Origin of the sequence: Sulfitobacter sp. 1A15258 (assembly GCF_043557045.1) — a bacterium.
In the GTDB taxonomy this organism is placed as follows: Bacteria; Pseudomonadota; Alphaproteobacteria; order Rhodobacterales; family Rhodobacteraceae; genus Sulfitobacter; species Sulfitobacter faviae.
On sequence record NZ_JBIFFK010000003.1, the window covers coordinates 17,431 to 39,287 of the forward strand.

At 61.3% G+C, this 21,857-nt stretch carries 18 protein-coding genes; 10 read left to right on the forward strand and 8 right to left on the reverse strand.

Annotation, left to right across the window (positions count from 1 at the left end; genetic code table 11):
- The first annotated feature begins 108 nt into the window (after nt 1-108).
- Both ACGYK9_RS07405 and ACGYK9_RS07410 read left to right on the forward strand, forming a co-directional pair.
- Nucleotides 109-933: an ABC transporter permease gene (locus ACGYK9_RS07405; protein WP_067264256.1), complete on the forward strand. Its 825-nt coding sequence runs from the start codon at nt 109-111 to the stop codon at nt 931-933.
- A complete protein-coding gene (locus ACGYK9_RS07410; RefSeq protein ID WP_394409054.1) occupies nt 930-1,538 on the forward strand; it encodes a peptide-binding protein in 609 nt (202 codons plus the stop codon). The genes ACGYK9_RS07405 and ACGYK9_RS07410 overlap by 4 nt, the downstream gene beginning before the upstream one ends.
- Before the next feature lie 51 nt (nt 1,539-1,589).
- Here the strand turns inward: ACGYK9_RS07410 and ACGYK9_RS07415 are convergent, their stop codons facing one another.
- On the reverse strand, nt 1,590-2,192 hold the full coding sequence (locus ACGYK9_RS07415; RefSeq protein WP_271688592.1) for an alpha-ketoglutarate-dependent dioxygenase AlkB: 603 nt from the start codon (nt 2,190-2,192) through the stop codon (nt 1,590-1,592).
- A 207-nt stretch (nt 2,193-2,399) separates the two neighbouring features.
- Here ACGYK9_RS07415 and dnaK point away from each other — a divergent pair, with 207 nt between their 5' ends.
- From dnaK to radC, 3 genes are all read left to right on the forward strand, one after another.
- Entirely contained in the window at nt 2,400-4,322 is a 1,923-nt protein-coding gene (gene dnaK, locus ACGYK9_RS07420) for a molecular chaperone DnaK (RefSeq protein ID WP_394409057.1), read from the forward strand.
- Nucleotides 4,323-4,404: 82 nt separating this feature from the next.
- On the forward strand, nt 4,405-5,553 hold the full coding sequence (dnaJ, locus tag ACGYK9_RS07425; RefSeq protein ID WP_067264268.1) for a molecular chaperone DnaJ: 1,149 nt from the start codon (nt 4,405-4,407) through the stop codon (nt 5,551-5,553).
- 108 nt (nt 5,554-5,661) lie between these two features.
- Complete coding sequence (gene radC, locus ACGYK9_RS07430; RefSeq protein WP_209216868.1) at nt 5,662-6,423, forward strand: DNA repair protein RadC; 762 nt, start codon at nt 5,662-5,664, stop codon at nt 6,421-6,423.
- Nucleotides 6,424-6,433: 10 nt separating this feature from the next.
- On the opposite strand, the gene ACGYK9_RS07435 is transcribed toward radC, so the two are convergent.
- The 3 genes from ACGYK9_RS07435 to secA all read right to left on the reverse strand — a co-directional run bounded on the left by ACGYK9_RS07435 (nt 6,434) and on the right by secA (nt 11,789).
- Complete coding sequence (locus ACGYK9_RS07435; RefSeq protein ID WP_394409060.1) at nt 6,434-7,993, reverse strand: phosphate ABC transporter substrate-binding/OmpA family protein; 1,560 nt, start codon at nt 7,991-7,993, stop codon at nt 6,434-6,436.
- Nucleotides 7,994-8,012: 19 nt separating this feature from the next.
- A complete protein-coding gene (locus ACGYK9_RS07440) occupies nt 8,013-8,984 on the reverse strand; it encodes a hypothetical protein (protein ID WP_394409063.1) in 972 nt (323 codons plus the stop codon).
- A gap of 102 nt (nt 8,985-9,086) precedes the next feature.
- Nucleotides 9,087-11,789, reverse strand: coding sequence for a preprotein translocase subunit SecA (gene secA / locus ACGYK9_RS07445; RefSeq protein ID WP_394409066.1), 2,703 nt, complete (start codon nt 11,787-11,789; stop codon nt 9,087-9,089).
- Nucleotides 11,790-11,962: 173 nt separating this feature from the next.
- On the opposite strand from secA, the gene ACGYK9_RS07450 reads away from it, so the two are divergent.
- The 5 genes from ACGYK9_RS07450 to ACGYK9_RS07470 all read left to right on the forward strand — a co-directional run bounded on the left by ACGYK9_RS07450 (nt 11,963) and on the right by ACGYK9_RS07470 (nt 16,485).
- Complete coding sequence (locus tag ACGYK9_RS07450; RefSeq protein ID WP_394409069.1) at nt 11,963-12,811, forward strand: peptidylprolyl isomerase; 849 nt, start codon at nt 11,963-11,965, stop codon at nt 12,809-12,811.
- Nucleotides 12,812-12,814: 3 nt separating this feature from the next.
- Complete coding sequence (gene argJ, locus ACGYK9_RS07455; protein ID WP_394409072.1) at nt 12,815-14,041, forward strand: bifunctional glutamate N-acetyltransferase/amino-acid acetyltransferase ArgJ; 1,227 nt, start codon at nt 12,815-12,817, stop codon at nt 14,039-14,041.
- A gap of 4 nt (nt 14,042-14,045) precedes the next feature.
- The gene (mutT, locus tag ACGYK9_RS07460; protein ID WP_067264286.1) at nt 14,046-14,444 is read left to right on the forward strand and encodes an 8-oxo-dGTP diphosphatase MutT; all 399 of its coding nucleotides are present in this window, start codon (nt 14,046-14,048) and stop codon (nt 14,442-14,444) included.
- Nucleotides 14,445-14,764: 320 nt separating this feature from the next.
- Nucleotides 14,765-15,682, forward strand: coding sequence for a diacylglycerol/lipid kinase family protein (locus ACGYK9_RS07465; protein WP_394409075.1), 918 nt, complete (start codon nt 14,765-14,767; stop codon nt 15,680-15,682).
- Nucleotides 15,679-16,485 (forward strand): metallophosphoesterase family protein, encoded by an 807-nt coding sequence (locus ACGYK9_RS07470; protein WP_394409078.1) that lies wholly within the window; start codon nt 15,679-15,681, stop codon nt 16,483-16,485. The genes ACGYK9_RS07465 and ACGYK9_RS07470 overlap by 4 nt, the downstream gene beginning before the upstream one ends.
- A 9-nt stretch (nt 16,486-16,494) precedes the next feature.
- On the opposite strand, the gene infB is transcribed toward ACGYK9_RS07470, so the two are convergent.
- Genes infB through rimP form a run of 4 tightly spaced genes read right to left on the reverse strand, consistent with a single transcriptional unit; the run spans nt 16,495 to nt 21,820 of the window.
- Nucleotides 16,495-18,963: a translation initiation factor IF-2 gene (gene infB, locus ACGYK9_RS07475; protein WP_271692644.1), complete on the reverse strand. Its 2,469-nt coding sequence runs from the start codon at nt 18,961-18,963 to the stop codon at nt 16,495-16,497.
- Between the two features lie 9 nt (nt 18,964-18,972).
- On the reverse strand, nt 18,973-19,593 hold the full coding sequence (locus tag ACGYK9_RS07480; RefSeq protein WP_394409081.1) for an RNA-binding protein: 621 nt from the start codon (nt 19,591-19,593) through the stop codon (nt 18,973-18,975).
- 20 nt (nt 19,594-19,613) lie between these two features.
- Nucleotides 19,614-21,242, reverse strand: a complete 1,629-nt coding sequence (nusA, locus tag ACGYK9_RS07485) for a transcription termination factor NusA (RefSeq protein WP_067265353.1) — start codon at nt 21,240-21,242, stop codon at nt 19,614-19,616.
- Nucleotides 21,242-21,820, reverse strand: coding sequence for a ribosome maturation factor RimP (gene rimP, locus ACGYK9_RS07490; RefSeq protein ID WP_067265355.1), 579 nt, complete (start codon nt 21,818-21,820; stop codon nt 21,242-21,244). The genes nusA and rimP overlap by 1 nt, the downstream gene beginning before the upstream one ends.
- Nucleotides 21,821-21,857 lie beyond the last annotated feature (37 nt).

The following is a 21,857-nucleotide window of genomic DNA, read 5'->3' on the forward strand; positions in this document are numbered from 1 at the left end:
CGGCCCTGCGGGCTGTCGTTGCTTCAATTTACTGTTTCCCTTATGCTGCGGAGCTAACGGAACAGCAAGAATTCCGTGCCACGCTAGGGCTTCGTCAAGGACGCGCGCATGTTCCAGTCTTCCAGAAAGCCGAAATCCGGCATCGGTTCTGCCCTCGCCATCGCGGAACTGGTCTACCATTCCGTGGTGCGCAACGTACGCAAACAGCACAACAATGCCTTCATCGCCATCGCGATGAACATGCTGCAAACGGTGATGTTCGTACTGGCCTTCTATGTGATGTTTTCGATCCTCGGGATGCGCGGCTCTGCCGTGCGCGGAGACTTCCTCATCTATCTGATGTCGGGGATTTTCCTCTACCTCACCCATGTGAAGGCTCTGGGCGCGGTCGCGGGGTCTGAGGGACCGGCAAGCCCGATGATGCAGCACGCCCCGATGAACACGATCATCGCCATCGCATCGGCGGCGGTGGGCTCGCTCTATATCCAAGTGCTGTCGCTCTTCGTGATCCTGTTCATCTATCATGTGGCGGTCACCCCGATCACCATAGACCAGCCCTTTGCCGCATTCGGGATGATGCTGACCGCGTGGTTTACCGGCTGCGCGCTCGGGCTGGTAATGCTCGCGATCAAACCGTGGTTTCCGTCCTTCGTGACGATTTTCTCAACCGTCTATCAACGCGCCAATATGATCGCCTCGGGGAAGATGTTCCTCGCCAACTCCCTGCCCGGCTATATGCTGGCGATGTTTGACTGGAACCCGCTGTTTCACAGCATCGACCAAGCGCGCGGCTTTGCCTTCATCAATTACAACCCGCGCTACACCAGTTGGGAATATCCGCTTTGGGTGGGTCTGGTGCTTTTGATGATTGGGCTGATGGGCGAATTCTATACCCGCCGCCATGCGTCGATCAGTTGGAACGCCCGGCGATGAGACTTCTGGCACTCTTCCTCTGCCTTTGGGCATTGCCTGTCTGGGCGACGCAGGATGCATGGCCCGCCCTGCATGACGTCAGCGGTGTCGCGGCGGATGACGTATTGAACATTCGCGAAGCCCCGAGTGCCAGCGCCCCGATCATCGGTAGCTTCGAGCCTGACGCCCAGAACATCGAAGTGATCCGCCCCGATGACCATCACGGCTGGGGCTTGGTCAACACGGGCGAAGGGAGCGGCTGGGTCTCTCTGCGTTTCCTCACCCGGCAAGCGGGCCAATGGGCCGGTGCGATGCCACCCGTGGCCCATTGCGGCGGGACGGAGCCGTTTTGGTCTTTTGAGGTGACTGGCGAGACGTTGAGCTACGATGCCATGGTGGGCGGCGCACGCGATTACCGCATCACGCAGTCTGGCCCGGCGCAGGGGCGGCGCGACAGTTTTCACATGATCGCCGAGGGGCCGCAGGGCGCGGCCATCGCTACGCTTGCGGCGCGTGCCTGTAGCGATGGCATGTCGGATCGCGCCTATGGGCTGACGGTCGACTTCCTTTTGCAGGGAAATGATGGCTGGCAACATCAGACAGGGTGTTGTTCGCTTAGCCACTGAAGCGACGGACTTTTTGAAAAAGTCCGTCTCCGTTTTCTTTTAAAGAAAACGTCACTCCACCACGCGCAGCGTCAAGTTGATCCGCCCGCCTTTGGGCAGCAATGTCGAGGTGCCGGGTTTGATCCGGTCCACGCCGTGATAGGTCAGCCGCGCATCTCCGCCCATCACCACCACATCGCCCGATTGCAGCCAGATCGATTCCGTCTTGCCCCCTCGGGTTAGGTTGCCGATCCGAAACAGGCCATCATCCCCCAGAGAGACTGAGACCACAGGCCACTGAAAATCCGCCTCGTCCCGGTCCTGATGCAGCCCCATGCGCGCATCGGCATCGTAGTAGTTGATCAGGCAGCATTCAGGGCGGCGCTCCAACCCGGTCAACTGATCCCAAATCGCCATAATCGGCACCGGGATCTCGGGCCAAGGCTCACCGTCGGGATGTTCGGTGACGTAACGATACCCGCGTCGATCCGAGAACCAGCCATAGCGCCCTGCCGCGCTCATCCGGACCGACATACGCCCGCCGCGCGGCACTTCGGGGCGAAAGAACGGCGCCTGACGCACCACGCCGCGCACCGCCTCCAGCACCTCCTGCTGGGCCGCTCTGCCCAGAAATTCCTTGTGAATATCAAAGCCCCGGAGGCGCAAAGCAGTCATTTCTCGTTCTTCCTCACTCGTTTAGCAAAAACATCACGGAATCGCGACCATCCAGACCAGCCAATGGTTGCAGGGTGCAAATACCCTCCCTATATACGCTCCGAACCGTCGAAGGCACGTGGTCTTCGATGTCAACAGATCGGGGCAGGATGCCAAAACGGGTCCGCGCCTCGTGTCATCGCCTTAGATTCAAAGAGGGATCGAAACATGTCCAAAGTAATCGGTATTGACCTTGGCACCACCAACAGCTGTATCGCCATCATGGATGGCAGCCAGCCGCGTGTGATCGAAAACGCCGAAGGCGCGCGCACCACGCCGTCGATCGTCGCCTTCACCGACGACGAACGCCTTGTCGGCCAGCCGGCGAAACGCCAGGCGGTCACCAACCCCGAAAACACAGTCTTTGGCGTTAAGCGCCTGATCGGCCGCCGCAACGACGATGCGGACCTGGCCAAAGACAAAAAGAACATGCCGTTCAACGTCATCGACGGCGGCAACGGCGACGCATGGGTCGAAGCCAAGGGTGAGAAATACTCCCCAAGCCAAATCTCGGCCTTCATCCTCGGCAAGATGAAAGAAACCGCAGAAAGCTATCTGGGCGAGGAAGTCTCTCAGGCGGTTATCACCGTGCCTGCCTACTTCAACGACGCCCAGCGTCAGGCCACCAAAGATGCCGGCAAGATCGCCGGTCTCGAAGTGCTGCGCATCATCAACGAGCCGACAGCCGCCGCGCTGGCCTACGGCCTCGACAAAGAGAACACGCAAACCATCGCGGTCTATGACCTTGGCGGCGGTACATTCGACGTGACCATTCTTGAGATCGACGACGGCCTGTTCGAAGTGAAATCCACCAACGGCGACACCTTCCTTGGCGGTGAAGACTTTGACATGCGCATCGTGAACTACCTTGCGGAAGAGTTCAAAAAGGCCAACGGCGTTGACCTGACGCAAGACAAGATGGCGTTGCAGCGTCTGAAGGAAGCTGCTGAGAAGGCGAAAATCGAACTGTCCTCCTCCAGCCAGACCGAGATCAACCAGCCCTTCATCTCGATGGGCAAGGATGGCTCGCCGCTGCACATGGTTATGAAGCTGACCCGCGCCAAGCTGGAAAGCCTCGTCGGTGACCTGATCAAAGCTTCGATGAAGCCCTGCGCCGCCGCGCTGAAGGATGCCGGCCTGTCCGCGTCCGACATCGACGAAGTCGTGCTCGTGGGTGGTATGACCCGTATGCCGAAGGTGGCCGAAGAGGTCTCCAAATTCTTCGGCAAGGAGCCGCACAAGGGTGTGAACCCGGACGAAGTCGTGGCTCTTGGTGCCGCCATTCAGGCCGGTGTTCTGCAAGGCGACGTGAAGGACGTGGTTCTGCTCGACGTGACTCCGCTGTCGCTCGGGATCGAGACGCTCGGTGGTGTCTTCACCCGTCTGATCGACCGCAACACCACGATTCCGACGAAGAAGTCTCAGGTCTTCTCGACCGCCGAAGACAACCAGAACGCCGTGACCATCCGGGTCTTCCAAGGTGAGCGTGAGATGGCTGCCGACAACAAGATGCTCGGTGCCTTCAACCTTGAGAACATCCCGCCTGCGCCCCGCGGCATGCCGCAGATCGAAGTGACCTTCGACATTGACGCCAACGGCATCGTGTCGGTCGGCGCGCTCGACAAAGGCACCGGCAAGGAGCAGAAGATCACGATCCAAGCTTCGGGCGGTCTGTCGGATGCGGACATCGAACAGATGGTCAAAGACGCGGAAGAGAATGCCGAGGCGGACAAGTCCCGTCGCGAGCTGATCGAAGCGAAGAACCAGGCGGAATCGCTGATCCACTCGACCGAGAAGTCGCTGGAAGAGCATTCCGACAAGGTCGACCCGACCACCGTCGAAGCGATCGAACTGGCCATTGCCGCGCTGAAAGACGAGCTGGAAACAGACAACGCCGACAAGATCAAGAACGGCATCCAGAACGTCACCGAATCCGCCATGAAACTGGGCGAAGCCATCTATAAGGCCGCTCAGGAAGAGGGCGGCAGTGAGGACACGGCGCAGCCTTCGGATGCTCAGCAAGGCCAAGGTGGCGATGACGACATCCTTGATGCCGAGTTCGAAGATCTGGACGACGACAAGCGCGCGTAAGCGTGTGAAACGGAACCTGTGAAAGGGCCGGTCCGTCAGACGGGCCGGCCTATCACGTTCTAGCGCAGGAGCATGATAACCCATGGCAAAACGTGACTACTACGAGGTGCTTGGCGTTGCCAAAGGGGCCTCTGCCGACGAGATCAAGAAAGCCTATCGCCGCAAGGTGAAGGACCTCCACCCCGACCGCAACAAAGACAACCCCCAAGCCGAAGCCCAGTTCAAAGAAGTGGGCGAGGCTTATGACGTGCTCAAAGACGGTGACAAGAAAGCCGCCTATGATCGCTATGGCCACGCCGCTTTCGAAGGTGGCATGGGCGGCGGGCGTCCCGGCGGCGGTATGGGCGGCGGTCAGGGCGATTTCTCTTCGGCCTTTTCCGACGTCTTCGACGATCTTTTCGGTGACTTCATGGGCCAACGTGGCGGTGGCGGCGGGCGCCGTGCCGCACGCGGCGCCGATTTGCGCTATAACCTGCGCATCTCGCTCGAAGATGCCTTTTCGGGTATGCAAAAGTCGATCACCGTCCCGGCCTCCGTCCAATGTGACGCCTGTGACGGCAGCGGTGCCGAAGGCGGCGCGGAACCTTCGACCTGCCCCACCTGTTCGGGCATGGGCAAGGTGCGTGCGCAGCAAGGTTTCTTTACCGTCGAGCGGACCTGCCCGACCTGTTCCGGCATGGGGCAGATCGTCAAGAATCCTTGCAAGAAATGCCGCGGCGCGGGCCGGGTTGAGAAAGAGCGCACGCTCTCGGTCAACATCCCCGCCGGCGTCGAAACCGGCACCCGCATCCGTCTCGCTGGCGAAGGCGAAGCGGGCATGCGTGGCGGGCCCTCGGGTGATCTCTACATCTTTATAGAGGTGGCCGATCACGAATTGTTCGAACGCGACGGGCCGAACCTCTTCTGCCGTGTTCCGGTGTCGATGAGCACTGCCGCTCTGGGTGGCAATATCGAAGTGCCCACCATCGACGGTGGCCGTGGCCGCGTGCAGATCCCCGCGGGCAGCCAATCGGGTCGCCAGATGCGTCTGCGCGGCAAGGGCATGCCGCCACTGCGTGGCGGTGGCGTGGGTGACATGATCATCGAACTGGCGGTCGAAACCCCGGTGAACCTGACCAACCGGCAGAAAGAACTGCTGCGGGAGTTCGAGGGCGAGGCCCAGAACAACAACCCCGAAAGCAGCAACTTCTTCTCTTCCGTCAAATCCTTCTGGGATTCGATGAAGGGTTAATCATTGGGGGGAGCCGTGGATGCGGCTCCCCTTTTTCGGCAGCGTGGTGAACGAAGTTTTAACCGTCCGTTAACCGAATAATAACCACTTTGGCGCGACACTCCGGGCATGACCCGTGCCCCGAGAACCTTGGCTGATCAGCCCCTCCCCTATCTGCTGGACGAAGCGCAAGCGCCGCCGTCCAATACGGGCAAGCAACCCTCCTATATCGCGGATCACCGCCAGCGCCTGCGCAGCCGTTTCATCGACGGGGGCGCGGCGGCTATGCCGGATTACGAGATGTTGGAGCTTGTCCTCTTCCGCGCCATCCCGCGCCGGGACGTAAAACCGCTGGCGCGCGAACTGCTCGACCGGTTCGGCGATTTCAACCGCGTCATTACCGCCCCCGCCGCCCGACTGCGCGATGTCAAAGGGGTCGGTGAAGCGGTGATTGTCGAACTCAAGATCATTGAAGCCGCAGCACAGCGGCTGGCCCGAGCGAAGGTGCTGCAACGGCATATCGTCTCCTCTTGGGACGCGCTGCTGGACTATTGCCACACCACCATGGCCCATCTGGAGATGGAGCAGTTTCGCGTCCTCTACCTCGACCGGAAAAACATCCTCATCGCCGATGAGGAACAGGCGAAGGGCACGGTGGACCATGTGCCAGTCTACCCGCGCGAGGTTGCCAAACGTGCGCTAGAGTTGAACGCCAGCGCGATCATCCTCGTGCATAATCACCCCTCGGGCGACCCCAGCCCGTCACGGTCCGACATTGACATGACCCGACAGGTCGCCGCCGCCTGTGACGCCTTGGGGCTGACCCTGCATGACCACCTGATCATCGGAAAATCGCGCGAGCTCAGCTTTCGCAGTGAGGGGCATCTATAGTGGGGTGCGGTTAGCGCACCCAAACCTCGACTCGCCGGTTTGCTTGACGGCCCCATTCGCTGTCGTCACAGGCAATCGGCATCGCCTCCCCAAAGGCATCGACCCGCAGATCAATGCGCGACAGATTGGCGGTGACCGCAGCCGCGCTGACCGCGCGCTGCACCGCTTCGGCCCGGCGCAAGGCGATTTCGCGGTTGGCCCGCGCGGCCCCCTCGCCATCGCTGAAGCCCACGAACATCAATCGCCGCGCATCATACTGCCCCTGTTCCAAGGCCCGCGCCAATTGCTGCACGTTGGACCGCGACTGCGCATCAAGCCGGATCGACCCCGCCTCGAAGCGGAAAGAGGTGGTGAGCCGCGCCATCGGCACCAGCGTCGCCGTCATGCGATGCAACTCCTCTAGCGGGGTTTCGACCCCCGCCGTGATGATTGCATTGGCAAAGCGGTTGCCCTGTTCCTCAACCGGGATTTCCTCGGGCGTTTGATCTACGAAACCGGCCCGGCGGATCACGATCTGGGCCGAAGGGCCGCGGGTGAAGGCCAGAAACTCGCGCGTGATCAACGGCAAGCGCCGGGCGGGGAAATAGAGGAACATCGGCGCGGTCAGCGGGTAGTCTTCGGTTTTGATCGTGCGCCGTGCGGCATCCAGCGCAAAACCGCAGTTGCCGCCAAGGGTCAGCACCTCGGTCTCACCCTGTTCGGCATAGCTGGTGATGCCAAGGGCAAAAACATCCCGCGCGACCGCTTCAGCCAGCGCATCGGGCATGGCATGGCGGGTGACATCGGCGCTCAGTTCCAGCCCGGCGGGGGTGAGCACCTGATCCACGATGGCTTGGCTCAACCCGCTCTCGGCGGTGGGCAGATGCAACTCAATCGGTGCGTCCGGCCCGCCGAGGCGCTGCCAATTCTTGATCTCGCCCGAGAACACCCGCGCCAAGGTCAGCGGCGAGATTTGTTTCACCGGGTTGGACGGGGCGACCACGGGCACCACCGCATCGAGCGCCAGAACCCGGCTGCGATTGGCACCGGTCAGATCACCCAAGCCTGCCTCACGGGCATTGATCCGCTCTTCGCGGCGCACCTCGCGCAGGGCCATGACGACGTCGGCCTCATCCGCCAGCAGATCAGCAAAGCCTTCGTTGGTATTGCTCGCCCGGAAGTCGAACCGCGCGGCAAGCTTGCCGTCATCCTCACGCGAGAGCAGCAGCGCGAAGCGCCCGCTGTCCCCCTCTTCGCGGCTAACGGTATTGCCTTGGCGCGCGGCGAATGCTTCGATCAGCGCGGGCATCAGCACCGCCCCCATGGTGGCGGAGCCCGAGAAGCGCACCTCGGCCACGAAATCCGCAAGGTTGGGGCAGCCCGGACCGGCGCAAGAGACGCCGCTGCTGTCGACGGTCAACTCGCCATAGTCCGTCTCGACGCGGTAGAATTCGCCGTCGAACCCCAGCAGGGTGCCGCTGAGTTCGACGCTGCCATCGCGTGAGGTCAGCGCGATGTCCTGCGCCGCGGTTGCGCCCGCCGTAAAAAGCAAAAGTGCGGCGCTGATCGCCGCACGTTTCAACCCGTTCATCTAGACCTACCCGGTTGCGTCAGTTCTGCGCGACTTTCAGGTCTTGGAGCAAATTATTCAACACCAGAAAGTTGCCGACCGCGTCACAGTCCGGCACGGCGAGGGTCAGGTTCTGGGTCTTCACCGGATCATCGCCGCGCAGTTCCAGCGCCTGTGCTTCGATCTCAAGCCCGCAGTTCGCCTCGCTCACCTCAGCCTCCACGCTGAGCGCAACATCGCCCTCCTGCGCCGTTTTGGCGACCGGGAAGCTATAGACTTCGGCCATCAGCGGCTCAGAAGCCTCAATGTCGCCATTGCGGGTCATGAAGCCCCCTTCGCCCAGCACCGCGGCGGTCATATCGCGCGGCGCACCGGACCAGACATGGCCCGCCTCGCCGTAATCCGCGCCGAACTCGCGGGCGTGAAGCTCAAACCCCGCCGTGCCTTTCCATTGCAGCACGACGCGGTTGAAGTCAGAGAGTTCAGTGACCGAAGTCTGCGCCACCGCGCCATCACCGTTGCCGAAGGCGAGGATGAAAACAGCCTCTTCCGCCAAGGCCGGGACAGTGACGGACAACTGCCCTTGGTCATCGGTCACTTCGGTAAAGATCATCCCATTATGGTGCACGGTCAGCCGCTCATTCGGCAGACAGGCGGCATCGAGGGTGAGTTTCACCATTGCAGCGGCGACGGCATCCGCTTCGGCAATGATATCGCAGGTCGCGGGGATCGCGGCGCCGTGGCTTTCCGGGGCGGGCGGCAGGCTTTGGGGCGCTGCGGCCTTGACCACGCGGTCATCCAGTTTTGGCAGCGCGATGGGACTGTCGAGCGCGGCAGAGGTCAGGGTGATGCCTTCAACCTCAAGCAATGCGCCATTGTCGGCCATCGGGCGCTGTGTTTCAGCCGCGCCATAGCGCTGCTGCGCGGTGTCGGAGCTTTGCATGACATAGCCAATGCCCACCGCACAAGCCAGAGTGCCGACAGCTGTCAGAATTTCTTTCGTGCGCCACATGACAAGTCTCCTTTAACGGATTCGTTAGAGACTTTATGGGCGCGGATCAGGGCCGGGGTATGGCCCTGAAACGCCAAGTTATGGGCGAAAAGGTGACGCCGCTCAGGTGATCTGACCGTGGCAGTGTTTGAACTTCTTGCCAGAACCGCAGGGGCAGGGATCGTTCCGGCCCGGGTTGCCCCATGTGGACGGATCGTTCTCGTCAAAGCCGGGGGCTGCGGCCTCGGCCTGCTCAGAGGCCTCATCCGCCGCCTCGCTCGCCGCAGCCTGCATCGCGGCCTGACGGGCGGCCATTTCCTGCATCATCTCGCGGCGCTGCTCTTCGCTCATCGGTTGGATCTGGCCCAGCTTTTGGGTCACGTCCTGCCGCAGACTGTCGAGCATTGTCTCGAACAATTGGAAGGCTTCGTTCTTATACTCGTTCAGCGGGTCGCGCTGCGCGTAGCTGCGGAAGCCTACGACCGAACGCAGATGTTCGAGCGTCAGCAGGTGGTCGCGCCATTTGGTGTCGATGGCCTGCAACAACAACTGTTTCTCGATGTTGCGCATGTTCTCTTCGCCAAAGGCCTCGGCCTTTTTGGCCATCAGCTCATCCGTGGCTTGCATCAGACGTTCGCGGATCACCTCGTCATCCACGCCGTCCTCTTCGCACCATGCAATGATCGGCACGTCGACGTTCAACTGTTCGATCACCGCGGCATAGAAACCTTGGGTGTCCCACTGATCGGCATAAGTCTTGGGCGGCATATAGGTGTCGATCAGATCGTCGATCACCTGCTCGCGCATGTCGGTAACGATCTCATTGAGGTTGTCCGCCTCCATGATCTCGCGGCGCTGGCCAAAGATCACCTTGCGCTGCTCGTTCATCACGTCGTCGAACTTCAACAGCTGCTTGCGGATGTCGAAGTTGCGGCCCTCAACCTTGGCCTGCGCACGCTCCAGCGATTTGTTGACCCATGGGTGCACGATGGCTTCACCATCTTTCAGACCCAGTGTCGTCAGCACTTTTTCAAGCCGTTCCGAGCCGAAGATGCGCATCAGGTCATCTTCGAGCGACAGGAAGAAGGAGGTCCGGCCCGGATCACCCTGACGGCCAGAACGGCCGCGCAACTGGTTGTCGATGCGGCGGCTCTCGTGACGCTCGGAAGCCAGAACGTAGAGGCCACCGGCCTCCAGCACCTTCTGCTTCTCTTCGGCGTGCTGCGCTTCGATCTGGGCGCGAATATTGGCCGGATCGGCTTCGGGGTCGGCATCTAGCGCGTCGAGCACTTTCAACTCGACGTTGCCGCCCAGCTGAATATCGGTGCCGCGGCCCGCCATGTTGGTGGCGATGGTCACCGCGCCCAGCTTGCCCGCTTCGGCGATGATCTGCGCCTCTTGCTCGTGCTGGCGGGCGTTAAGCACGTTGTGCTCGATTCCGGCGGCGGTCAGCATGGCGCTGAGCTGTTCGGACTTTTCGATCGAGGTGGTGCCGACAAGGCAGGGCTGCCCCTTGGCATGGGCCTCTTTGACCCGTTCGATCATCGCCTCGTATTTCTCACGCGCGGTGCGGTAGACGGCGTCGTCTTCGTCCACACGGGCGATTGGCACATTGGTCGGCACTTCGACCACGCCGAGGCCGTAGATCTCGGCAAATTCTTCGGCTTCGGTCAGGGCCGTGCCGGTCATGCCGCCCAGTTTGTCGTATAGGCGGAAGTAGTTCTGGAAAGTGACGCTTGCGAGGGTCACGTTCTCGGGCTGGATGTCGACGCCTTCCTTGGCTTCGATCGCTTGGTGCAGACCGTCCGACAGGCGGCGGCCCGGCATCATGCGGCCGGTGAATTCGTCGATCAACGTCACCGCGCCATCGCGCACGATGTAGTCCTTGTCGCGCTGGAACAGCTTGTGCGCCCGCAGACCTTGGTTGACGTGGTGCACGATGGTCGTGCTTTCGGGATCGTAAAGGGTCATCCCCTCTTCGATCAATTCCCGCGCGCGCAACTGCTCTTCGAGGAACTCATTGCCCTCGTCGGTGAAGGTGACGTTGCGGGTCTTCTCGTCCAGCTCGTAATGCTCATCGGTGAGCGAGGGGATCAGCGCGTCGATGATCTGATACATCTCGGAACGGTCCTGCGAGGGGCCGGAGATGATCAGGGGCGTCCGCGCTTCGTCGATCAGAATGCTGTCAACTTCGTCCACGATGGCATAATTGTGCCCGCGTTGCAGCATGTCCGACAGGTTCGACTTCATATTGTCGCGCAGGTAGTCGAAGCCCAACTCGTTGTTGGTGGCATAGGTGATGTCGCAGGCGTAGGCCGCGCGTTTCTGGTCCTCGGGCATGCCGGAATAGGCGACACCCGTGGTCAGGCCCAATGCGCCGAAAACCTTGCCCATCCATTCGGCGTCTCGTTTGGCGAGGTATTCGTTCACCGTCACCACATGCACGCCTTTATGCGTGAGCCCGTTAAGATAGGCCGCGAAGGTCGCGGTCAGGGTTTTGCCCTCACCGGTCTTTTGCTCGGCGATATTGCCCTGATGCAGGAAAATCCCGCCTAAAAGCTGGGTGTCGAAGGCGCGCAGGCCAAGGGTGCGGCGGGCCGCTTCGCGGCAGTTGGCAAAGGCTTCGGGCAGCAGGTCGTCAAGACTTTCGCCCGCATCGGCCCGTTTGGCCAACTCCTCGGTGCGCGTCCTGATCTCTTCGTCGCTCAGCTTTTCGAACTCAGGCTCCAGCGCGTTGATCCGAGCCACAAGCGGCCGGGTCGCCTTGATCTTCCGGTCGTTTGGCGTGCCAAAGACCTTTTTGGCGATTGTTCCGATACCCAGCATGTAATCTCCCGCCGAAGTTATGATGTGTTGCGCCGATCTGGTTGCCGAGCGCCATGGCAGCCCATAGATAGTGGATGAGCCCGCGCCTCTCAGCGCCATAAGGCGATGTAAGGGGCGTGCCATACACTGTCAATGTAGCAGCCCTGCTACGAAGGAAGCGATTGGACCCAACCATGCAAAAACCCCTCACATTTCTGTCGTCTTTGGCGCTTGCCGCCGCTGTGGCGCTGCCTGTGGCCGCCCAGGACGAACCGGGTCTCGACACGGTTGTTGCCACCGTCAACGACACTGAAATCACGCTCGGGCATATGATCGTCGCCCGCGCGAGCCTGCCCCAGCAGTACCAACAACTGCCCGAGGACGTGCTGTTCAAAGGTCTTCTGGACCAGCTTGTGCAACAGACGGCCCTCGCCGACAGCTTTACCGGCGAACTGCCGCCGCGCGTGACCCTGTCGCTCGAGAATGAGACCCGCTCGCTCACCGCTGGTGAGGCGATCGAAGGCGTCATGGCCAAGCCGGTCAGCGACGAAGAACTGCAAGCGGCCTATGACGCGCAATACAGCGATGCAGAACCTGAGCCCGAGTTCAACGCCTCGCATATCCTTGTCGAAACCAAGGAAGAAGCCGACGCGATCAAAACAGAACTCGACGGCGGCGCGGACTTTGCCGAGCTTGCCAAAGAGAAATCGACCGGTCCCTCCGGCCCCGGTGGCGGCTCCTTGGGGTGGTTCGGCCCCGGCATGATGGTGCCTGCCTTTGAAGAGGCCGTCGCGGGCATGGAAGCCGGCAGCGTGTCCGAGCCGGTGGAAACCCAGTTTGGCTGGCATGTCATCAAACTGAACGAGACACGCACCGCCGAAGCGCCCGCACTGGAAGGCGTGCGTGAAGAGCTGGAAACCCAAATCCGCCAGACCAAGGTGCAAGAAGCCATCGAAAGCCTGACCGAGGCTGCCGAGGTTGACCGCAGCGCGGCCGAAGGCATCGACCCTTCCGTTCTCAACAACATCGAATGGCTGAACTAACTCATGGCTAAATCCCTGGCTGTCTCGCCGCTCGCCCCGGCCCGTTTTCCCGAACTGCCGGTTATCGACGGCGTGACTTTCGCCACCATCGCCGCGGGCGTGCGCTATCAAGGGCGCACCGATGTGATGTTGGCGAAACTGGCGCCGGGCAGCGCCGTGGCGGGGGCGTTCACACGTTCCGCCACCCGCGCGGCCCCGGTGCTGGATTGCCAGGCAAAAATCGGCGGCGCCTCGGACGAAGGCGCCGCCATTGTCGTGAACTCGGGCAACGCCAATGCCTTTACCGGGCGGGGCGGCACCGACGCGGTCGAAGCGATCACCGCCGCCGCGGCCGAGGCCTGCGGCGTGCCGCAAGCGCGGGTCCTCACCTCCTCCACCGGTGTCATCGGCGAACCCCTGCCGTATGAACGCATCACCGCTGTGCTGGGTGATCTCCATGCCCAGCTTGACCCCGCGGGCATCGAAGACGCGGCGCGTGCCATCATGACGACGGACACTTTCCCCAAAGGGGCCAGCGCCACGGTTGAGATCGATGGCAAAACAGTCTCTATCGCGGGGATCGCCAAAGGATCGGGCATGATCGCGCCCGATATGGCCACCATGCTGGTCTATATCTTTACCGATGCGGTGCTGGCGACGGACGAGCTGCAACAGCGCCTTTCGACCCATACCGAAACAACGTTCAACTGCATCACTGTCGACAGTGATACCTCCACCTCCGACGCGCTGATCATAGCCGCAACAGGCGCCTCCGGTGTCGACGTATCGGGCAATGACGCCTTTGATGCGGCGCTGCGGGACGTGATGATGGACCTCGCACATCAGGTCGTCAAAGACGGCGAAGGCGCGCAGAAATTCGTCGAAGTGGCCGTAACCGGTGCCTCCAACGATGACGAGGCCAAGATCCACGCCATGGCCATCGCCAACTCCCCCCTGATCAAAACCGCAATCGCGGGCGAAGACCCCAACTGGGGCCGCGTCGTCATGGCCATCGGGAAATCCGGGGCAGCGGCGGACCGTGATCGTCTGTCGATCCGTTTCGGCGATATCGAAGTCGCGCGCGACGGATGGCGCAGCCCAGACTACTCCGAAGAGGATGCCGCCGCGCATATGAAGGGTCAGAACATCACCATCGGCGTCGATCTGGGCCTTGGCGAGGGGCAGTGCACGGTTTGGACCTGTGACCTGACCCACGGCTATATCGACATCAACGCCGATTACCGGTCCTGACCAGATGAAGACAGTACTGGTTTCCGCCGCGGCCTTGATCGACATTGATGGCCGCGTGCTTTTGACCCAACGCCCCGAAGGCAAGCCGATGGCGGGCCTTTGGGAGTTTCCGGGCGGCAAGATCGAACCCGGAGAGACGCCAGAGGCGGCGCTGATCCGCGAGTTGCATGAGGAACTGGGGATCGAGACATGGGAATCCTGTCTTGCCCCGCTGACCTTTGCCAGCCACAGCTACAGTGATTTCCACCTTCTGATGCCGCTGTTTGCCTGCCGCAAATGGGGCGGCACACCGGTTTCGCGCGAGGGGCAGACCCTGAAATGGGTGCGCCCGAACGAAATGCGCGCCTATCCGATGCCCGAGGCAGACGTGCCACTCATATCAATATTGCGTGATTGGCTCTAGCGTAGAGTGGCAGAATTGCACTAGTGATCGCCAATCGCTCAGCATGTTGCGGATTTTTTAACCGAATGCGCACCATCCTGAGGCAGAGTTGTAACATCTGTATGAAAGGGTGCCGACATGTTGAGAACCATCGCAATCGGAAGTTCCATTTACGTTCAGGGTATCTTTGTAAAAATGTTGGCAGGCGGTCGCATGGCCGTTCAGGTCGACGGGAGGATTTTCGAAGGCAGGCCTGTCTGAAAAATCTCATCGGAACGCCTATTGAGGTGAACAAATAGGCGTTCCACCGCGTTTTCCCCGAGCATTTGGCAGGGGAACTTATGTCATCGAAGCGCGCTATCGTCATTCTGAATCGCGGTTCAGGCCGTCAAGACGGTGACCAAGCCGAAAACACGATCCGCTCCGCCTTTGCGCGGCATGGGATCACGGCGGAATTCATTCATATCGACAAACGCAACGACCCTGCCAGCGCCGCGCGGGAGGCGCTGTCTAGCGGCGAAGGGATCATTGCCGTCGCGGGCGGGGATGGCACGATCTCGGGCGTGTCCTCGGCGATGGTTGACCACGACCGTCCGCTCGGCATCATCCCGCAGGGCACCTTCAACTATTTCGCGCGGTCGATGGGCATTCCAGAGAACCTTGAAGAGGCGGTCGACGTCATCGCCGCTGGCGACAGCCGCCCGGTGCATGTGGCGACGATCAACGGTGAGACCTTTTTGAACAACGCCAGCATCGGGGCTTATCCCGCCATCCTCAAAACGCGCGAAGGCATCTACCGTCGTTGGGGACGCAGCCGGATCGCCGCCTATTGGTCGGTGATCAAAGCCCTGATGGATTTCCGCACCTCGCTCAAACTGACCATCGTGGTTGACGGGAAAGAGAGCCAGTTGCGCACCCCGCTGGTTTTCGCGGTGAACAACGCCTTTCAACTGGATCAAATGGGGCTTGATGGGCAGGACTGCATCGCGCGCGGCGATATGGTGCTGCTGGTCGCCCCTGACACCTATCGTTTCGGCCTGCTGCGCCATGCGGTGGCGTTGGCAACAGGTCGCGCGAAACACCACACGGACTACGAAATGCTCTGCGGGTCCGAGATTGAGATACGCATGAAGCAGCGCAAACGCTATGTCGCGCGGGACGGAGAGATTGCGGTGATGCGCGGCCCGTATCGGCTCACCCGCGCCAGTTCGCCCATTCATATCTTTGTACCCTCCACGACCGGGAAGACCGTGCGATGAGCCGTTTGATCCACCTATCCGACCTGCACTTTGGCAAGGACCGTCCCGACCTCCTCGCGCCCCTGCTGGAGGCGGTGAATGGCTATGACCCCGATCTGGTGATCATCTCGGGCGACCTGACTCAACGGGCACGGGAAAAAGAGTATCGCGCCGCGCGGGCCTTTATCGACAGGATCAACGCACCGGTGCTGAGCGTGCCGGGCAATCACGATATTCCGCTGCACCGCCCCTTTACCCGGTTCTTCGCCCCATGGCGCTATTACCGGCGTTGGATCGATCACGAACTCACGCCGGTGCATGAGGGGGCGGATTTCGTCGCCGTGGGGATCAACACCGTTGATCGGTTCAAATGGCAGACCGGCAAACTGGGCCTGCGCCGTTTGGGCCGCGCCTGCCGCGCCCTGTCACGCGGGGGGGAAAAGACCTTGCGTATCGCTGTTTGCCACCATCCGCTGGATCACCCCAACGAGACCCACAAGAAGCCCATTCCAGGCGCGAAACGCGCGCTGAGGCGGCTCTTGGACTGTGGCGCCGACTTGATCCTCTCGGGGCATCTGCACATCTGGCATGCAGGCACCTTTGCCCATCCAGCGCCTGAGCATGACGGTCATCTGGCGATCCAACTGCACGCGGGCACCAGCCTGTCTTCGCGCCAGCGGGGGGAGCCGAATGATTTCAACCTGATCGATATTTCGCCCCTGCACGTCAATCTGGCACGTATCAGTTTCGATGACAGCAAGAAGGCCTTCACAAAAGCAGAGGCCCGGCAATTCGACCGGGCCTCTGGAGAATTCATCTTATAAGCGCTTGGCTTAGGCCAAGGTGCGGGTCACTTCTTCGCGCTCGAAAATCTCGATCACATCGCCGGGGCGGATGTCTTCGTAGTTCTCGAATGCCATGCCGCATTCCTGACCGGACTGAACCTCGGGCACCTCGTCTTTAAAGCGCTTGAGCGTTTTCAGCGTGCCTTCGTGGATCACGACGTTGTCGCGCAGCAAACGCACACCGGCGCTGCGGCGGGCGACGCCTTCGGTGACCAGACAGCCTGCGACTTTGCCCACACCGGTAACCTTGAAGACTTCTTTGATATTGGCGTAGCCAATGAAGTTCTCTTTGATCTCGGCGCTCAGCAAACCGCTTGCGGCCGCTTTCACGTCATCCACAAGGTCATAGATGACCGAGTAGTAGCGGATTTCGACACCCTTCTGGTTCGCCGTGTTCCGGGCCGAGGCATTGGCACGCACGTTGAAACCCATGATCGGCGCGCCGGAGGCTTCGGCAAGGCCGACATCCGTCTCGGTAATCGCGCCCACACCGGAGTGCAGAACCCGAACGCGGACTTCGTCGTTGCCGATCTTCTCCATCGCCTGAACGATCGCTTCGGCAGAACCTTGCACGTCGGCTTTGACCAAGATCGGCAGCTCGCTGACGTTCTCGTCGGCCTTGGCGTTGGCCATCAGCTGTTCCAGCGTGGTGGCGGCACCGGCAGCGGCGCGCTTGTCCTTGGCGGCCTGCGCACGATACTCGGCAATCTCACGGGCCTGCGCTTCGGTCTCGGTCACGTTCAGCACGTCACCGGCCTCGGGCGTGCCGTTGATGCCCAGCACCTCCACCGGAACCGAAGGCCCGGCTTCTTTGACGCGCTCGCCTTGGTCGTTGATCAGCGCACGAACCTTACCGTACTGCTCACCCACGACGAAGATATCGCCCTGACGCAGCGTGCCGTTCTGAACCAGCACAGTCGCCACGGGGCCGCGGCCCACGTCAAGCTGCGCTTCGATGACCGCACCCACGGCGGCCCGGTTCGGGTTCGCCTTGAGTTCGAGGATTTCCGACTGCAGCGCGATGGCTTCGAGCAGATCGTCCAGACCTTGGCCTGTCGCTGCTGATACTTCGACGTCTTGCACATCGCCCGACATCTTCTCGACGATGACTTCGTGCTGAAGCAGATCGGTACGGACCTTGTCGGCATTGGCGGCGGGTTTGTCGATCTTGTTGATCGCCACGATCATCGGCACCTTGGCCGCTTTTGCGTGGGCAATCGCTTCGATCGTCTGCGGCATCACGGCGTCATCCGCCGCAACCACCAGAACCACGATATCCGTGACCTGAGCCCCGCGCGAGCGCATGGAGGTGAAGGCCGCGTGACCGGGCGTGTCGAGGAAGGACAGCACGGTGCCGTTGTCGGTTTTCACCTGATAGGCGCCGATGTGCTGGGTGATGCCACCGGCTTCGCCGGCCACGACCTTGGCGTTGCGGATCGCGTCCAGAAGCGAGGTTTTGCCGTGGTCGACGTGGCCCATGATCGTGATGACCGGCGGACGCGATTGCAGATCCTTCGGATCGTCCTCGACCTCTTTGATGACATCTTCGACATCGGCGTCGGAAACGCGCACCACTTTGTGGCCGAATTCCTCGATGATCAGCTCGGCTGTATCGGCGTCGATGGTTTCGTTCTGGGTCACCATCAGGCCGTTTTGCATCAGCGCCTTGACCACCGCGCCGGTCTTCTCGGCCATACGGTTGGCGAGTTCAGAGACCACGATGGCGGGCGGCAGTTGCACGTCGCGCACGATCTTTTCACGCTCGACCTGACCACCCATCGCCTTTTGACGGGCACGTTCTTGCTTGCGCTTCATCTGCGCCATGGAACGCTGACGGCCACCTTCGCCACCGGCAAGCGCCTGATTGACGGTCAGCTTGCCCGCGCGGCGGCTGTCGCCACCCTTGCTGCGCTTCTTGCTGTCGTCGCGGTCACGGTCGGTGGTTTTGCGCGGTGTCGCGGCGGGCGCAGGTTTGTTGCCCGGCTCGCGTGCAGCGGCAGGTTCCGGCGCGGGGGCAGCAGCGGCCGCTTCGGCCTCTGCCTTGCGACGGGCGTCTTCCTCGGCCTTGGCCTTGAGGCTTTCTTCGCGCTCACGCTCTTCGCGTTCCTTGGCCTCAATCTCGGCCCGGCGACGCTCACGCTCTTCGGCGCGGGCTTTTTCCTCGGCTTCACGCTGCGCGGCTTCCTCGGCCTCACGGGCCTTGGCGGCCTGAACGGCCTTCAGACGGCGCTCCATCTCGGCATCGGTGATGCCTGCGGGGCGCTTCTTGGGATCGCCAATCGGCCCGGCGCCCGGACCTGTTGATTTCTGGCCACCCGGTTTGGGCACCACAACACGCTTGCGCTTGGTTTCGACCACAACGTTTTTGGTACGCCCGTGGCTAAAGCTTTGCTTTACGTTCCCCGGACGTGCGCCACCGCGCAGACCCAATGTTTTCTTGCCGTCACTATCGCTCATGAAGCTCGTCTATCCTTTCGGATGGCCGTTGCCACCCTCGTTTACGCGCACGCCTTTAAGTCTACCGGCTTCCTCTACAACACGTTGCGTGAGTCCACCAGAGGCGAGCGCCCCATGTATCACAGTTTGGCGACCGAATGCCAAACCCAATTCATCGGCTGTCAACCAACCGATGTAATGACCATAGTGTGGGGTGCTCAGCTTGGACTTGCCGCGCCCTGACCCATCTACGGCCTGTATCAATACTTCGGCCTCTTCGGTTTGCAACCAACCCTTGACCTTTTCGTAACCGGCGACCGCCTTGCCCGCCTTGCGCTGGAGCGAGATCAACTCGACCACCCGGCGCGCCAACTGCTGTTCGACCTCGTCGACCAGCCCGTCGGGCAGGGTGACCGGCTGTTTCGCCGAGCGGGAAAAGGCCTTTTTCTTGATGGCCAATTCCAGCGCCGCACGATCCGCCGAGACATAGATGCCCCGGCCCGGCAGTTTACCCAGAATATCCGGGTAAACCTGATTGTCCGGGCCGACCACGAAACGGATCAACCCGTGTTTCGGCTGCACCTCGCCCGTGGCGATGCACTTGCGTTCCGCACCGTCTGACCGGTCATTCGAGGCGCCACCGCGTCCCATGTGCAACCCCCGAGGCCCGCTTAGGCCTCGGCCTCCTCGGCGGTTTCGCCGTCTGTCTCTACGTCGTCTTCTTCCGCATCGTCCTCAAGCTCGGTCGGGTCGACCCAGCCCAGCATGACGCGGGCGGTCATGATCATGGCCTGCGCATCTTCGAGGCTCACATCGAAGGGCTCAAGCGCGCCGTCGTCTTTGACACGCTCGCCATTGACCGTGGTCCAGCCGCCAGCCAGTTCCCAATCGGCACAGGTGGCGAAGTCTTCCAGCGTTTTGACGTCGTCCTTGGCCAGCGCTTCTATCATTTGGGGGGTTAGCCCCTCAAATTCAACCAGGCTGTCTTCGACACCCAATGCGCGGGCATTATCAAGCGCCGCTTTGTTCTGCGCTTCGAGCACGTCACGGGCGCGGGCCTGCAGCTCGCCTGCGGTGTCTTCGTCAACACCGTCGATGACCAGCAGCTCGTCAACTTCGACGTAGGCCACTTCTTCGAGGTTGGTGAAGCCTTCGGAAACCAGAAGCTGGGCAAAGAACTCGTCCAGATCAAGGTTGTCCATGAACAGCTTAGTGCGCAGTTCGAACTCGGCCTGACGGCGCTGGCTTTCCTGCTCTTCGGTCATGATGTCGATGTCGAGACCGGTGAGCTGGCTGGCCAGACGCACGTTTTGACCACGGCGGCCAATGGCGAGCGATAGTTGCTCTTCGGGCACGACGACTTCGATCTTACCGGCTTCTTCGTCCAGAACCACTTTCGACACTTCAGCAGGCTGAAGCGCGTTCACGAGGAAGGTGGGCTGGTCTTCGTTCCACGGAATGATGTCGATTTTCTCGCCCTGAAGCTCGTTCACGACGGCCTGCACGCGGCTGCCGCGCATACCGACGCAGGCACCGACGGGGTCGATGGAACCGTCATGCGAGATCACGGCGATCTTGGCGCGCGAACCGGGGTCGCGGGCAACCGCTTTGATCTCGATGATGCCGTCGTAGATTTCGGGCACTTCCATCTTGAACAACTCGGCCATGAATTCAGGCGCGGTGCGGCTCAGGAAAATCTGCGGGCCGCGCTGCTCGCGGCGCACGTCTTTGATGTAGACGCGGATGCGGTCGTTCGGGCGATAGCTTTCGCGGCCAATCTTCTCGTTCCGGCGCAGGATCGCTTCGCCCGCGCCCACGTCGACGATGACGTTGCCATATTCCTCGCGCTTGACCAGACCGTTGATGATGGTCCCGGCGCGGTCTTTGAATTCTTCGTACTGGCGGTCACGTTCAGCTTCGCGGACCTTTTGCAAGATCACCTGCTTGGCCGACTGCGCCGCGATGCGGCCCATTTCAACCGGGGGTACTTCCTCGACGAAAGTGTCACCAACCTTGGGGTCGGCCATGTACTGCTTGGCCTGTTCTACGGTGAACTCGGCCTGGTAGTTCTCAAGCTCGTCATCCTCGACCACGGTGCGGACGCGGGTGAAAGTGGCCTTGCCGGTCTTGCGGTCGATGTCGACCCGGATGTCCATCTCGGCGCCATAGCGGGACTTGGCGGCACGGGCGAGGGATTCCTCCATCGCTTCAACGACCAGACCGGGGTCGATCATCTTCTCGCGCGCCACCGCCTCGGCGGTTTGCAACAGCTCAAGCTGGTTTGCAGATGTAATGGCCATTAGGTGTCTCCCTCAGCAGACTCTTCAGTCTCGATATCATCAAAATCGGTTTCGTCGATCGCACCAGACGCTTTGCGCTGGCGGAGCATTTCCTTGATCAGGTCGTCGGTCAGCACCAGCTTGGCATCGCTGAGCCAGTCGAACTGCAATCCGATGGTGCCTTCTTCGACATTGATCAGCACTTCGCCACCCTCGACGCCAGCCAGCTCACCCTTAAAGCGGCGGCGGCCGTCAATCAGTTCGGTGGTTTCGATCTTGGCTTCATAGCCCTCAAACGCATCGAAATCCTTGAGCCGCGTCAGCGGGCGGTCGATGCCGGGGCTGGAGACTTCGAGCGAATACTCGTCCAAAATCGGGTCTTCGACATCCAGCACCGCGCCGATGGCCTGCGAAATCTTGGCGCATTCATCCACTTCGATCCCGCCCTCGGGCCGGTCGGCCATGACTTGCAGGGTGGTGGACTTGCCCGACATCAGGCGCACGCGCACCAGTTCAAAGCCCATATCCTCGATCACCGGGGTGATGATCTCGGCCAGGCGGCGGTCGATGGCGGCTTTGGCGATCAGGTCATTCGACATGAGACATCCATTTTCACTGGGCACAAAAAAACGGGCG